This is a genomic window from Streptomyces sp. NPDC044061 (assembly GCF_056434305.1).
The window spans coordinates 174626-188069 of sequence record NZ_JBWKFL010000005.1 but is presented as its reverse complement, the minus strand read 5'-3'; the positions used below and the strand labels follow the sequence as shown (position 1 = coordinate 188069).

Here is a 13444-nt window from a genome sequence, read left to right as displayed (position 1 = left end):
TCCCTCCCTCCCCTCTCCCCCCCCCCCCCCCCCCCCCCCCCCCCCCCCCCCCCCCCCCCCCCCCCCCCCCCCCCCCCCCCCCCCCCCCCCCGCCCCCCCCCCCCCCCCCCCCCCCCCCCCCCCCCCCCCCCCCCCCGGCCGCGATCTGACGGTGTCTCCGCTCGGCTCGCGGCCGGCCGGTTCGAGGCGCACGATGGAGACAGGGGACTGTGCCCCGCGCGGTGACACCGGCGCGAGGGGGGCCTCGCCGCGTGAGCCGGTGGCCGCACCGTGGGGCCGGGCCGAGGAGGTCTGCCATGGCGCACCCCGAACCGCAGCCCGGCGGCATCGAATCGGAGAACCATCCGTGGAAGATCCGCCTGGTCAAGCATCCGAAACGGTTCGAATCCGCGCAGTTCAAGGCTGCCAAGCGGACGGCACAGGAGATCCTCCGCAAGATGGACGACTCCGATCTGCCCTACGGGCCAAGACCCGTCGACCCGGGGCCGGGACCCAACGGTTCCGAGCACTGGGAGATGCACCACGGCGGCAGCCTGTGGGTCAAGGGACCCGACCGCTGGCTGATGTACCGCGCCCGGGTCGGCATCGAGTGGAGCATGCAGTTCTGCGCCGACCCCGCGAAGGTCGACCGGCTCCGGCAGGAGGCCGCCGAGTTGGTGGACGCCTTCCCGCTCACCGTGCCCGCCCTGGCCGAACTGGGGTACGAGCGCGCCGAGGACCTGCTGCGCACGCCGATCAGGGACGCCGACGGGGTCGAGGCCTGGACCGACTCCCTGTTCAACGCGTGTGTGCCGCTGAGCCGCGGAAACCACCAGGGGATCCTCCCCAAGGTGCCCGGCGAACACCACTATCCCTGGCCGGTGAAGGGCGCGGACTTCGTCCGGTACGACGACTTCGAGCTGTGGGTGACCCTTCCCGACGGCACGCACGGCGCCGTCACCCCGGTGGACCGCCGCGGCTCCGGCGACGGGCACGTCCGCCTGGCCTTCGTCCCGGAGGGCAGCGCCGCCGCCCCGACCATCGCGGAGGCGCAGGACCGCGGGCTGATGGCGGTGCTGCCGGCGAACAGCACGGTCGCCATGCAGGCCTTCGCCCGGCAGATCGCCCCCGGACGGCACACCGCCGCCGGCCCGCCGTCCGCCGGCGCGGCACCGGACGGCCGCCGTGCCTCCGGGTAGGAGGGGGACGGGGATGCCGCGCACGATCGTCGTCTGCCTCGACGGGACGGGCAATCAGGTGGGCGCCAACCACCCCACCAACGTGGTCAGGTTGATGGAGATGCTGGACGCGGACGATCCGGCACGCCAGCTCGTCTACTACGACCCCGGTGTCGGGACGATGTCCTCGGCCACCAGCCACGGACCGGTCGGCCGCCCGCTGTCCCGTCTGTGCGGCCTCGCGTTCGGCAGTGGGCTGCGGACCAATCTCGCCGAGGCGTACACGTACCTCATGCGGTGCTGGCAACCGGGCGACTCGGTGTACGTGTTCGGCTTCAGCCGTGGCGCCTACACCGCGCGGGCGCTCGTCGGGATGCTCAACAAGCCCGGCCTCATGCGGCCGGGCTCGGAGAACCTGGTGCCGTACGCCGTGTCGAAGTACGCCTTCAACCAGGACATCGACCGCAGCGAGCAGGAAGTCGCGCGGTTCTCGCACGCGTTCTGCCGGCGCACGGAGGACGAACCGCTGTGGGCGGAGGTGAAGCAGAACGGTCCGCGGCAGGTCTCGCACCACGCCCTGCCGGTGGCCTACCTCGGTGTCTGGGACACCGTGAAGGCGGCCGGGCTGCTGCGGGTGGGCGATCTGCACTGGCCGTACACCCACCAGTTGCCGAACGCGGCCCGCGTCCGGCATGCCGTGTCGCTCGACGAAACGCGCCTGCCCTACCGCGAGTTCCTGGTGACGCGCCGCCCGGCGCCGCGTCAGGGCACCGCGGAGGAGGTGTGGTTCGCGGGAGTGCACTCCGATGTCGGCGGCACCTTCGCGCATGCCGAGGACGAACCGCTGCTCTCCACGATCCCGCTGAAGTGGATCACCGACGGCGTCACCCGGGACCTGGTGTTCCGGCCCCGGGCCTACGGCACGGCCTGCGCGGTCACCGAGGACTTCGCCGGCGCTCCGGTCCACCACAACGGCCCGCTGTGGAACCTCGCGGGCCGGCGCTCCCGTCCCCTGCCCGTCGACGCCGTACTGCACGCCAGTGTCAGGCTGCGACGGGAGCGGGATCCCGGATACCGCCCGGAGCTGCCCGATCGGCGGGAGCCGGCGCGCTGGGCCGACCCCGACTGGACCAAGCCGGTTCCACCGCCAGGTGGTTGAGGTCGGCGAGCGTGCGGGCCGCGCTACCTGGTGCCGACCGTGCGCAGCACGGCGAGGACGAGGGTACGGGCCACGGCGACGATCTCCGGGACGGACACCTGCTCGCGGGGGCCGTGGGCCAGCCGCACGTCCCCGGGGCCGAACTGCAGCGTGGGTATCCCGGCCGCCGCGTACAGCCTGAGGTCGCTGCCGTACGGTGCTCCCCGCTCACGAGGCCGTGGTCCGCCGGACACGTCGCCGTGGGCGTCCCGGACCAGCGCGGCGAGCGGGTGGCCCGCGGGCAGGCGACCGCTCGCGAAACGGCCGCCGGGCCAGGTGACGCGTGCCGGGTGGTCGCGCAGCCAGGGATCGCCGGCACAGGCCTCGGCCACACAGGCCTCGAAGTCGGCGACCGCCTCGGCCGGTTCCTCGCCGAGGCGGACACCCAGCCGGCCCTCGGCGACGAGGCTGTCGGGCACGCTGCTCGCCCAGTCGCCCGAGCGGAGCGTGCCGACGGACAGGGCGTAGGGGACGGCGTACTCCGCCAGCAGCGGGTCGGCGTCCGCGTTGCGCCGGGCCTCCAGCCGGGCCAGCGCCCGGTGGACGGGCAGGTAGGCGTCGATGGCGCTGACTCCCGCGTCACGTGTGCTGGCGTGGGTGGCCCGTCCCGGTACCTCGATGCGGAAGGTCAGGGCACCGGCGTTGGCCGTCACGAGGGTGCCGCCGGTCGGCTCGGTGATGACACACGCGTCACCGGTGTGCCCGCGCCGGAGGGTCGCGAAGGCTCCGAGGCCGCCGTCCTCCTCACCGACCACGAAGTGCGCGGCCACCCGTCCTCGCAGTCTGGCGCCGCTCGCCCGGATCGCCGTCAGCGCGGCGAGGTTGGCGGCCAGTCCGGCCTTCATGTCGCAGGCGCCGCGGCCGCGGACGACGTCTCCCTCCACTCGTGGAGTGAAGGGGTCACCGTTCCACTGCCGCGGATCGCCGGGGGGAACGACGTCGACGTGGCCCTGCAGAATCATGGTGGGGCCGTCGCCGCCGCCCGGAGTGGTCGCCACCAGACCCCAAGCCTCGTCGCGGGGTGCCTCGGTTCCCGGGAACTCGGGATGGGCGCGCAGCGCGGGCAGATCCGCCTGCCACAGGTCGACGTCGAGTCCGAGACGGTCCAGCCGTCGCGCGACATGGTGCTGGATGTCGGACTCGGCGCTGCTCCCGGTCACGCTCGGGACGGCGAGCAACTCCAGGAGCGTCCGGGCGATGGCGGCCTCGTCGATCGCCTCCAGGGCGGCGGACTCCTCCGGACTGAGCGTTGCGGGCACGGGGCCACTCCTGTCGTCGCGGCACGGCGGATGAGCCGGATGCTATGTTCACGCACCCCGCGCCATCAATCGCCGTGACGTGCGCGACCTCGCCCCGGGCGGAGCGGTGTCGCCGCGACCGCCTCCCCCTCGACCGCGGGCAGGCCGGAACCGTGCGACAGCCGACCGGCGCCGACCGGGAGGAAGCGGGCTCCGGCCTCGACAAGCGCGTCGAACAGGGGCGTTGCCGCACCGCTCGAACCTGGTGTTCGGCCGGGCCAGGACGGCGGGGCGCCCGCCGTTCGAACTCCCCTGGTCCATGCGGGCCGTGGCCGCGCCCGGGCCGACGTCCCCGACGTCCCCGACGACACGGTGGACCCCGGTTCTCCCGCCCGGCGCGGGCCTCACGCTCTGACGGCTCTGATAGTTCTGACGGCTCTGACGGCTGTGACGGTGGCGATCACATCCGGGCCGGGCCTCACGGCCCGGCTTCGCGGGCGGTCGTCAGTGGCTGCGCGCGGGCGATGAGAAGGGCGACGTCGTCATGGCCGGCCGGATCCCGGAGCTGCCGCAGGAGCCGGTCACAGGTGTCCTCCGCGGACCGGTACGGCGGTGACAGCAGACGCACGAGGTCCGCCAGCCGTTCGTCGATGGGATCGAGACGGGTCTCCACCAGCCCGTCGGTGTAGAGGACGAGGTGGTCGCCCGGCTCCAGGTCGAGGACGGTGGTCTCGAAGGGCACCCCGCCGACGCCCAGCGGAGTACCGGTGGGCAGGTCGAGGAGTTCGGGTCCCTTGCCGGCCCGCACCAGCACCGGGGGCAGATGACCGGCGGAGGCCAGCTCCAGGCGGCAGTGGTGCGGGTCGTAGACCGCGTAGACGCAGGTCGCGATGTAGGGATCCAGACCGTGGGTGATCTTGTCGAGGTGGGTGAGGATCCGGGCCGGGTCGAGGTCCAGGTCGGCGAGCGTCGAGGTGGCGGTGCGCAGGCGGCCCATGGCGGTGGCGGCCGGGATGCCGCTGCCCATGACATCGCCCACCGCGAGGGCGGTGCGGTCGCGGTCGAGCGGGATGACGTCGTACCAGTCGCCGCCGACCTCGCTGAAGGCCTGCGCGGGCCGGTACCGGGCGGCGACCTCCAGGCCGGGGTGGAGGGGCGGGAGTTGCGGGAGCAGGCTGCGCTGGAGGGTCTCGGCGGCGCTGCGGATGTGCTGGTGCAGGACGGCGTTGTCCATGCTCAGCGCGGCGGACGAGGCGAGTTCGCAGGCGAGGGTGAGATCGTCCTCGTCGAACGGCAGGGGGTTGCGGGCGCGGGCCAGGTCCATCACTCCGATGACCTCCCCCCGCGCGATGAGCGGGACCGCCATGTCGGTGTGCACTCCGGCCCGGGCGAGCAGGCGGGCGGCCTGGGGATCGGCGGCGATACGGGTGAGGTCGCCGCCCTCCACATGGGTGATCAGCTGGGGGCGGCGGGTGCGGATGCAGGAGGCCGCCGGATGGTCGGCGTGGTAGGTGGTGAGGTGGCCGGGCGGAACCATCGCCTGCGCGGCGTCGGTGGGGTAGGCGGTCTTCACCGCCAGCGCGCGGAAGAGCGCCGGGCCCTCGCCGACGTCGGTGCGGCCCTCCTGCAGGACGGAGTCCAGGAGGTCCACCGCGACCATGTCGGCCAGGTCGGGCACGACGACGTCGGCCAGTTCCCGCGCGGTCCGCTCCACCTCCAGGGTGGTGCCGATCCGGGCCGAGCCGTTGGCGATCAGGCGCAGGCGCTGCTGGGCCTGGTCGGCCTTCTTCGCCGCCCGGTACCGATCGGTGACGTCGACCACCACGTTGGCGATGCCCAGTACTCGGCCGTTGGAGTCCTCCAGCCGGTAGAACGACGCGGCCCAGGCGTGGTCCTCCCCGGGGTCGGCGGCGGTACGGCCCACCACCTGCTGGTCCACCACCGGGGCACCGGTCGCCAGGACCTGCCGCATCACGACCTCCGCGCCCAGGAACGGCGCGCCGGGCAGGATCTCGCGGAAGCTCCGGCCGACGTGCTCGGCCTCGGGGAGGCCGTGCATCGAGGCCAGAGCCGGGTTGATCGCCAGGTACCGCAGGTCGGTGTCCAGCACGGCCAGCCCGATCGGCGCCTGGGCGACCAGCCGGCTGGACAGGGCCACCTTGCGCTCCACCTGCCGCAGGGTGACGCGGTCGGTGGCCAGCCCGAGTGCGTAGTGGTCGCCGAGGTTGTCCGTCAACCGCATGTTGCGGAACTCGACCATCCGGGTGCTGCCGTCCTTGTGCCGGACGGGGAACGCCCCGGCCCAGCCCCGGCCGGTCTCCATCACCTCGGCGAACAGTGTGATCGCGGCATCCTGGTGTTCGGGGTGCAGGAGCAGCGCCGCCGCGTACTGCCCGACCGCCTCGCTGCGGGCATACCCGAACAGCTCCTCGGCCTGCGGGCTCCACATGTCGATCCGGCCGTCGGCCTCCAGCAGCACCGCGGCGACGCCCAGCAGATCCATCAGACCACTCGGGTCCGCCGCGCCGCTTTCCGGACGAACCGCCTGCTCCGGGCGCCGCTCCGTTCGCCTCATCCCTCTCGCTCCTTCCACCTGCCGACCTCGCGGGCGTACCCGCCTCACCGCGCAGGTCAGGTGAAACGGCCTTCCTGCAGGTCAGCAGCCCCCATCCACGATGCGGCACGGGACCTTCGGCGGCCAGGGGGACGCGCCGGGCAGGCGCCGCGTCCGCAGTCGATCGCCGCTCGCCGGATGACCGGGTCGAGATTCATGGCTTCCTCGCATCGCTGGGCAGGTCGTCACTTCACGCCTACCCCTTCCCGCCGCCGGTGGTCGGTGCCGTACGGCATCGCTGACACACGGTCGGCGGTGCGCCCCGGCTGATGGTGATCCCGTGAGCGCTCGACCATCGCCGACCGAGGTCGCCGGGAACGAGTCCGCCGGCACACCTGGGCCCCATCCGCTCACTGTCGGTACGGACCCGGCGCCCCGGGGTCAGGCTGGTTCCGCCGTGATGCCGCGCGGGACGCGGCGCGGCGTCGGACGCGCCCCAGTCGCCACCGTATCCGCTCCGGCCCGGCTCGCCGGGTGGCGTCCGCCGTCCGTCGGCGGGAAGACACTCCTGGAACCGTGCCACCCTCGGGAGGAGCCTCAGCATGACCGTCATCCCTCCAGCCGTTCCGGACCGGCAGCGTCAGGTGGAGGACGAGCTGCTCCGCACGGTGCTCGCCTCGTTCGAGGACACGCCGGACCCCCGGCTCAAGGAGCTGATGCGAGCGATGGTCCGGCACCTGCACGGGTTCATCCGCGAGGTCCGGCTGACCGAGGCCGAATGGCAGCGGGCGATCGACTTCCTCACCGCGGCCGGTCACATCACCACCGACCGCCGCCAGGAGTTCGTGCTGCTGTCCGACGTCCTCGGCGCCTCCACGCAGACCATCGACGTCCGTCACGAGGCGGGCGCGGGCGCGACCGAGGCAACGGTCATCGGCCCGTTCTTCGTGGAAGGATCCCCGCGGATCCCTCTCTGCGGCGACCTGGCCGCGGGCGCGCCGGGAGAACCCTGCTGGGTCGAAGGCACCGTCACGGACACCGACGGCGACCCGGTCCCCGGCGCGCGCCTCGAAGTCTGGGAGGCCGACGAGGACGGCCTCTACGACGTGCAGTACGGCGACGGACACCTGGCCGGCCGGGCCCACCTGTACGCCGACGACAAGGGCGGCTACGCGTTCTGGGGTCTGACACCCACCCCGTACCCGATCCCGCACGACGGGCCCGTGGGGGCACTGCTCGACAGGACCGGACGCTCGCCCCTGCGCGCCGCCCACCTGCACTTCATGGTCACCGCCCCCGGCCTGCGCACCCTCGTCACCCACGTCTTCGCCGAGGGCGACGAGCTGCTCGACTCCGACGCCGTGTTCGGCGTCAAGGCATCCCTCGTCCGGCGATTCGAGCGGCAGCCCGCGGGCGACCCCACTCCCGACGGGCGCGACCTCTCGGGTCGGAGCTGGAGTCGCGTGCGGTTCGACATCGTGCTCCGACGGCAGTGAGGCCTGTCGTCGCGCTCGGCGGAGCCGGGCGGTCGGCCGTCGCGGATCAGGTGGTGTCCGGGGCCCGGTCGGCGTCCGGAGCCCGGTCGGCGTCCGCGGGCGCGGCTGCCGCCGGGTCCGGCAAGTAGCTCGCCAGGCCGCGCAGGATGATCTCCAGGCCGATGTCGAACCGCTCGTCGGAGGAGCCCGTCACCATCAGCCCGGCCAGGGCGCGCAGATGGGGGAAGTCCTCCGCGGGCAGCGACGCGAAGTAGTTCTGCATCTCGTCGGCCATCTCGCGCCAGTCGGGACGGGCCAGCGAGGAACTGCCACCGCCGTGCTGGGCGGCCCGGTCCTGCCACATGCCCTCTTCGAGGACGAACCCGTCGATGTAGGTGGAGATGAGGTCACCGGCTTCCGCCGCGATGCGGTCGGGCAGCCCGGCGGTGCGGAAGACGGCGAGCAACGACTCGACGTGCGGCAGCAGTTCGGCCGTGAAGGGGACGTGGGCCATGGAGATCCTGGCCATGTCCCGGTGGGACAGCAGGCGTTGCCGTCCGGACCGGGCGTAGTCCCGCACCTGCTCCCGCCACCGCTCCGGATCGGGTTCGGGCATCTCGAAACCGTCCAGGAGCCGGGTGTACATCAGCTCCAGGAGGTCGTCCTTGGAGCTGACGTGGGCGTAGAGGGCGGAGACCGCGACCCCGAGTTCGGCCGCCACCTGCCGCATCGACAGCCCGTCGAGCCCTTGACGGTCCAGCACGGTGAAGGCGGCCTCGACGACCCGCGCCCGCGACAGGGGCGTGCGCGCGGGGGCGACGCGGGCGCGAGCGGGGCGTTCGCGCTCCCAGGGGGACGGCGGAGGGGATGCGGGGGTGCCAGCGGCCGCGTCGGTCATGAGGACAGTCTAGGCGTCGGGAGAACAGTGTTCTCCTTCGCCGAGCGGCGTTCACGAGCAGGCGCGCAGGCAACCACGTCGGCAAACGCGATATATCTTGTCTCGCCATCGCGATTGCGCTATATCTTAATGAACGCCGTTCTCTCGGTGAGCAGTGTTCTGCTAAGGTGAACAGCGTTCTCCGAGTCCATCCATCCCACCGCGCCCGCAGGTCGTCGGCGCGGTCCTCTCGCGAGGAGTTCCGATGTCCACCACCGGTGTCGCGTCCGCCGAGACGTCCACCGATTCGCCAGCGCCCTACCGGTGGCGCTGGGCTGCGCTCTTCGTGATCCTCGCGGCCGAGGTGATGGATCTCCTCGACGCCGTCGTCACGAACATCGCCGGCCCCTCCATGCGGGCCGACCTCGGCGGCGGTGCCTCCACCCTGCAGTGGCTCGCCGCCGCGTACACCCTCTCGATGGCCGTCGGGCTCGTCACCGGAGGACGGCTCGGGGACATCCACGGGCGCCGCCGGATGTTCCTGGTCGGCGCCGCCGGGTTCACCGTGGGCTCGCTGCTGTGCGCGCTGTCCGCGTCCCCGGAGATGCTGATCGCCGCACGCGTCGTACAGGGACTGTTCGGCGCGGTGATGCTGCCTCAGGGCCTCGGCATGATCAAGGAGATGTTCCCGCCGAAGGAGTCGCAGAAGGCTTTCGGCATGTTCGGCCCGGTCATGGGGCTGTCCGCGGTGTGCGGGCCGATCCTGGCGGGCTGGCTCGTGGACGCCGACTACTTCGGCACCGGATGGCGGATGATCTTCCTGATCAACCTGCCGCTGGGTGCCGCGGCCTTCCTCGGTGCCCTGCGCTATCTGCCGAGGACCCGGTCCGAGAGCAAGCCGCGCCTCGACATCCCCGGCATGCTCCTCGTCTCGCTGGCCGCGCTGCTCATCATCTTCCCGCTGGTCCAGGGCCGTGAGTACGACTGGCCCGCGTGGACGTTCGCGATGATGGCCGCGTCGCTGGTCGTCTTCGTCGGCTTCGGCAGGTACGAGTCGCGCCGCAGCAAGGCCGGCCGGGACCCGCTGGTCGTGCCCAGCCTCTTCCGCAAGCGCGGCTTCAGCGGCGGCATGACCCTCGGGCTGGTCTTCTTCTCGACGATGCAGGGCTTCATGCTGGTCTTCAACCTCTACACCCAGATCGGCCTCGGCTACTCGCCGCTCAAGGCGGGACTGGTGATGGTGCCCTGGTCGGGCGGCATGATCGTCGGCTTCGGGATCGCCCAGGGTGTCGCGCGGTTCGGCCGGACCGTACTGCAGGCGGGCGCACTGGTCATGGCGCTCGGCGTGTTCGGCGTGTGGCTCACCCTCGACATGGTGGGCGGCGGCGTCGGCCCCTGGCAGCTCGTGCCGTCGCTGCTCGTCACCGGCATCGGGATGGGCCTGCTCATGGCACCGTTCTTCGACATCGTGCTCGCCAGCGTCGAGCAGCACGAGACGGGATCGGCGTCCGGCACCATGACCGCGGTACAGCAGCTCGGCGGCGCCTTCGGCGTGGCCGTCCTCGGCACCGTGTTCTTCGGTCTGCTGGGCGGCGGGATCGCCACCGCCGTCGACCACCACTCGGACGGCCTGCGGCGACAGTTGGCCGCCGCACACGTCGCGCCCGCCGCTCAGCAGCGCGTCGTGACGGACCTGCGTACGTGCGCCTCGGACCGCGCCGTCGCCAAGGATCCCGCCGCGACCCCGGCGTCCTGCGCGCGCCTGGAGAAGGACACCCGGTCCGCCATGACCTCGTCCGAGGCCGGCACCCGGATACCCGCCGCGCTGGAGGCCACCGCGTCCTCGGCCTTCCGGAGCGGCTTCGGCTCCGTCATGCAGACGGTGCTGTGGATCGTCGACGGCCTGCTCGCCCTGACCTTCCTGCTCGCGTTCCTCCTGCCGCGCCACGCGCGCCCCGAGGAGTCGGCCGGGCACTGAGCGCCGCCATCGGCCGGCCGGACGGCGGGGCGCCCCGAGGAGGGGTGCCCCGTCGTGCTGTCCGCGCCGGCACCGGGCACCCGACGGCCGGCGACCGACGGGCGTCATGCCGGCCCGGCCGGCACCCCGGGACGGTCCGCCCGGCGCGGGACGCGTACCGTGCGAGCGGGCGAGGACGCGTACGCAGCGGTGAGCGACGGAGGCCAGCCGGTCCGGCGAACGCGCGGCACTCCTCACCCGGCGCACCACCGCCACACCGCCCGACCCGCACCGTCCCGAAAGGACGAGCCCCGTGCTCACGCCGTACGCCGCCCACTTCGACACGCCCGCCGGGTACCTCGACTTCGCACGGTTCGGTCCGCCGTCGCGGGACGCCGTGGCCGCCACCGCGCGAGCCCTGGAGGAGTCCGCCCGCGCCGACCACACCACCGTGGACGGCCTGATGGGCGCGGAAGGGGTCGCCCGGGACACGGCCGCCCGCCTCGCGGGCACCGACGCCCAGCACACCGTGCTGCTGCCCAACGCGTCGACCGGCCTGTTCCACGCCGCCCTCGGCATCCGGGAGGGTGTGGTCCTCACGCCGCGCACCGACTTCCCCGCGAACCACTACCCGTGGCGCCGCACCGCGGACCTGGGCCGGGTCAGGCCGCGCTGGCTCGACCCGGCTCCGGGCGACGGGATCACCCCCGACCTGGTCCGCGCCGCGCTCACCGACGACGTGGTCGCCGTGTCGGTCAGCGCCGTGGACTTCCGTACCGGCTTCCGTGCCGACCTGGCGGCACTGCGCGAGGCGATCGGACCGGACCGGCTGCTGATCGTGGACGCCATCCAGGCGTTCGGCGTGGCCCGCATGCCCTGGGACGCGGCCGACGTGGTGGTCGCCGGCGGTCAGAAGTGGCTGCGCGCGGGATGGGCCACCGGCTTCGCGACGCTGTCCGACCGTGCGCTGGAAACCCTCGAACCGGTCCTCACCGGCTGGACTGGCGTCGAGGACGTCGGCCTCTTCGACGGAACGGAGCACCCGCCCGCCCCGGACGCGCGCCGGTGGTCGATCACCAACCTCAGCCCGGTGACGGCCGCCGCGTTCGCGGCCGCGCTGGACCTCGTCGAGCGGCACACCGTCGCGGCGATCGAGGCCTCGATCGCCGCACGGGTCACCGAACTCACCGAGGTCGTCGAGAGGTACGGCGGCCGCGTCCTCTCCCCCGCCGACCCGGCGCGGCGCGCGGGCATCCTGTCCTTCACGATGCCGGACCACGACCCGTCCCTCGTCGCCAAGTCTCTGCACGCCGAGGGTGTCACCCCGACGGTGCGCACCGACTCGCTCAGGCTCTCCCCGCACGCCTCGACCCCGCCGGAGGCGTCCGAACGGGTCGCGGCGGCACTGTCGTCGCTGCGGGACTGAGCGCGCCCGGCCCGCGAACGGGCGGGACACCCCGCGCGTACGACGTCAGAACTGTTCGACGAAGTACGGTTCGACAGTCATCCAGCCGTTGCCCGAAGCACCGTTGAGCCGGCCCGTGGAGTTCCTGGAGAGGGTGTACCAGGACTCCACGTAGTCGGGGTCGTCGGTGAACCAGGAGTCGGGCATCGCGCTCAGGACCGCGTTCACCAGGGGGATGTAGGTCCCCTGGTCGGTGACGGTGAGCAGGGCGGTGGTGAGCGCCTGGGCCAGTGCCTTGTAGTTGGTGCCGTCGTCGTCCTCCATCATGACGACGTCGGCGAGGTTGTACTTGTAGTTCGACCAGTTGACCAGGATCTGGTTCGGGTAGTAGACGGTGTTGTCGTAGCCCAGGTACGGCATGTCGACCGAGTCGACTCGCGCCTTTCCGTCCGGCCCGAAACCGGTCACCAGGGAGAACATCTCGGCTGCGCCCTTGAACCACGGCTCCTCGTCGTCCTTCACCTCGACGGCCGTGACCTTGGTGGCCCACCAGCCCCCCGCGTCGGGGGTGTTCGCCGACTTGGCCCCGGACGAGTCGAGGCCCTTGGCGGCGAGTGCCTCGTGCAGCACGGCCAGTCCGGCCCGATGGGCCTTGGAGACGTCGACGTCCAGGATGTAGAGGGGACGCTCGGGCACCCGGGAGGTGTCCACGGCATGAGCACGGCCCCGACTGTCGTACGCCGTGAGGGCCTTGGCGTGGTCGTCGGCTGCCGCGACGGCGACCCACGGGGTGACGTCGGCACCCGGACGCGGGCGCATCGCGGGCGCACCCAGACGTATGCGCAGCAACGATCCGGTGGAGGCGGGCAGCCCTTTCAGACCCACGATGCGTCGGTTCGCCGCGGCGACCGACGTGTCGAGGTGTCTCCCCACCGGATCGCCGGCCCTGGCGGCCAGTTCCTGCAGATCGACCTCGCGCGCGCCGAGCGCGGCCGCGCGCACCTGCTCCCTCCACTGTGGACTGCGGAGTGAGGAGGCCAGTGATCGCGCGATCCCCTGCTCGGCCTCGTGAACCGGGGAAGGCCGGGGTGCGGTGGCCCGGCCGCTCGCGGACGCCGCCGTCGAGGCGATCGCCGGCTGGGCAGTGCCCGCGAGGACGCACAGCATCATGCCGACGCCGATCAGGGCGCCGCGACGCTTCAATGCTCTGCTCACCATGCTCCTTCGGGGTTGGTTGGGGGGCCGCGCCTTTTAGTGATTGTCAGGTCCATGACAGCAGTTGAGGCAGATCCCAGTGGTTCAGTGGATCAGCCACTGCTGCAGTGAAGCAGTCACCGAAGGGCCCGTCAACTCCCCTACCCGGCAAGCGGGTTGGTCGGCGACCACCTCGACTCGGCGGCCGTGCCAACGGTCACCGGTCCCCGTAGTCCTCCATATACGTGCGGATGAGATCGAGCAGCGCCTCCACTCGGTGCCGGTCCTGGTGGTGGGGGGGGGGCGCCGCGTCCGCCCCCCCCCCGCGCGCCCCGACGGCCGGTTCAGACCGGAAGAGCACAAATCTTAACCCCCGCCACCTGTTTTTT

The 13444-nt window shown here is 72.6% G+C and carries 9 protein-coding genes; 5 read left to right on the top strand and 4 right to left on the bottom strand.

Translation table 11 applies throughout. From position 1 onward, the window contains the following. Window positions 1-296 precede the first annotated feature (296 nt). On the top strand, window positions 297-1178 hold the full coding sequence (locus tag AC07CM_RS10225) for a DUF6424 family protein (RefSeq protein WP_478875902.1): 882 nt from the start codon (window positions 297-299) through the stop codon (window positions 1176-1178). Window positions 1179-1191: 13 nt separating this feature from the next. After that, complete coding sequence (locus AC07CM_RS10220) at window positions 1192-2316, top strand: DUF2235 domain-containing protein (RefSeq protein ID WP_478875901.1); 1125 nt, start codon at window positions 1192-1194, stop codon at window positions 2314-2316. Window positions 2317-2339: 23 nt separating this feature from the next. Here AC07CM_RS10220 and AC07CM_RS10215 read toward each other — a convergent pair whose 3' ends face one another. Both AC07CM_RS10215 and AC07CM_RS10210 read right to left on the bottom strand, forming a co-directional pair. Beyond that, a complete protein-coding gene (locus AC07CM_RS10215) occupies window positions 2340-3614 on the bottom strand; it encodes an ArgE/DapE family deacylase (protein ID WP_478875900.1) in 1275 nt (424 codons plus the stop codon). Between the two features lie 457 nt (window positions 3615-4071). After that, the gene (locus tag AC07CM_RS10210; protein ID WP_478875899.1) at window positions 4072-6168 is read right to left on the bottom strand and encodes a SpoIIE family protein phosphatase; all 2097 of its coding nucleotides are present in this window, start codon (window positions 6166-6168) and stop codon (window positions 4072-4074) included. A gap of 581 nt (window positions 6169-6749) precedes the next feature. Between AC07CM_RS10210 and AC07CM_RS10205 the strand changes: the two genes are divergently transcribed. After that, a complete protein-coding gene (locus AC07CM_RS10205; protein ID WP_478875898.1) occupies window positions 6750-7643 on the top strand; it encodes a dioxygenase family protein in 894 nt (297 codons plus the stop codon). Between the two features lie 46 nt (window positions 7644-7689). Here AC07CM_RS10205 and AC07CM_RS10200 read toward each other — a convergent pair whose 3' ends face one another. Then, window positions 7690-8520 carry a TetR/AcrR family transcriptional regulator gene (locus AC07CM_RS10200; RefSeq protein WP_478875897.1) on the bottom strand — a complete coding sequence of 277 codons (831 nt, stop codon included), beginning with the start codon at window positions 8518-8520 and terminating at the stop codon, window positions 7690-7692. A 244-nt stretch (window positions 8521-8764) separates the two neighbouring features. Here AC07CM_RS10200 and AC07CM_RS10195 point away from each other — a divergent pair, with 244 nt between their 5' ends. Further along, window positions 8765-10477 carry an MFS transporter gene (locus tag AC07CM_RS10195; protein ID WP_478875896.1) on the top strand — a complete coding sequence of 571 codons (1713 nt, stop codon included), beginning with the start codon at window positions 8765-8767 and terminating at the stop codon, window positions 10475-10477. Between the two features lie 292 nt (window positions 10478-10769). After that, window positions 10770-11882 carry an aminotransferase class V-fold PLP-dependent enzyme gene (locus AC07CM_RS10190; RefSeq protein ID WP_478875895.1) on the top strand — a complete coding sequence of 371 codons (1113 nt, stop codon included), beginning with the start codon at window positions 10770-10772 and terminating at the stop codon, window positions 11880-11882. A gap of 45 nt (window positions 11883-11927) precedes the next feature. Here AC07CM_RS10190 and AC07CM_RS10185 read toward each other — a convergent pair whose 3' ends face one another. Then, complete coding sequence (locus tag AC07CM_RS10185) at window positions 11928-13079, bottom strand: DUF3103 family protein (protein WP_478875894.1); 1152 nt, start codon at window positions 13077-13079, stop codon at window positions 11928-11930. Window positions 13080-13444 lie beyond the last annotated feature (365 nt).

Bases quoted from the DNA above. Each gene is read 5' to 3' on its own strand.
- AC07CM_RS10225 (WP_478875902.1), top strand. From the start codon at position 297: ATGGCGCACCCCGAACCGCAGCCCGGCGGCATCGAATCGGAGAACCAT.
- AC07CM_RS10200 (WP_478875897.1), bottom strand. From the start codon at position 8,520: ATGACCGACGCGGCCGCTGGCACCCCCGCATCCCCTCCGCCGTCCCCC.
- AC07CM_RS10195 (WP_478875896.1), top strand. From the start codon at position 8,765: ATGTCCACCACCGGTGTCGCGTCCGCCGAGACGTCCACCGATTCGCCA.
- AC07CM_RS10205 (WP_478875898.1), top strand. From the start codon at position 6,750: ATGACCGTCATCCCTCCAGCCGTTCCGGACCGGCAGCGTCAGGTGGAG.
- AC07CM_RS10185 (WP_478875894.1), bottom strand. From the start codon at position 13,079: ATGGTGAGCAGAGCATTGAAGCGTCGCGGCGCCCTGATCGGCGTCGGC.
- AC07CM_RS10220 (WP_478875901.1), top strand. From the start codon at position 1,192: ATGCCGCGCACGATCGTCGTCTGCCTCGACGGGACGGGCAATCAGGTG.
- AC07CM_RS10210 (WP_478875899.1), bottom strand. From the start codon at position 6,168: ATGAGGCGAACGGAGCGGCGCCCGGAGCAGGCGGTTCGTCCGGAAAGC.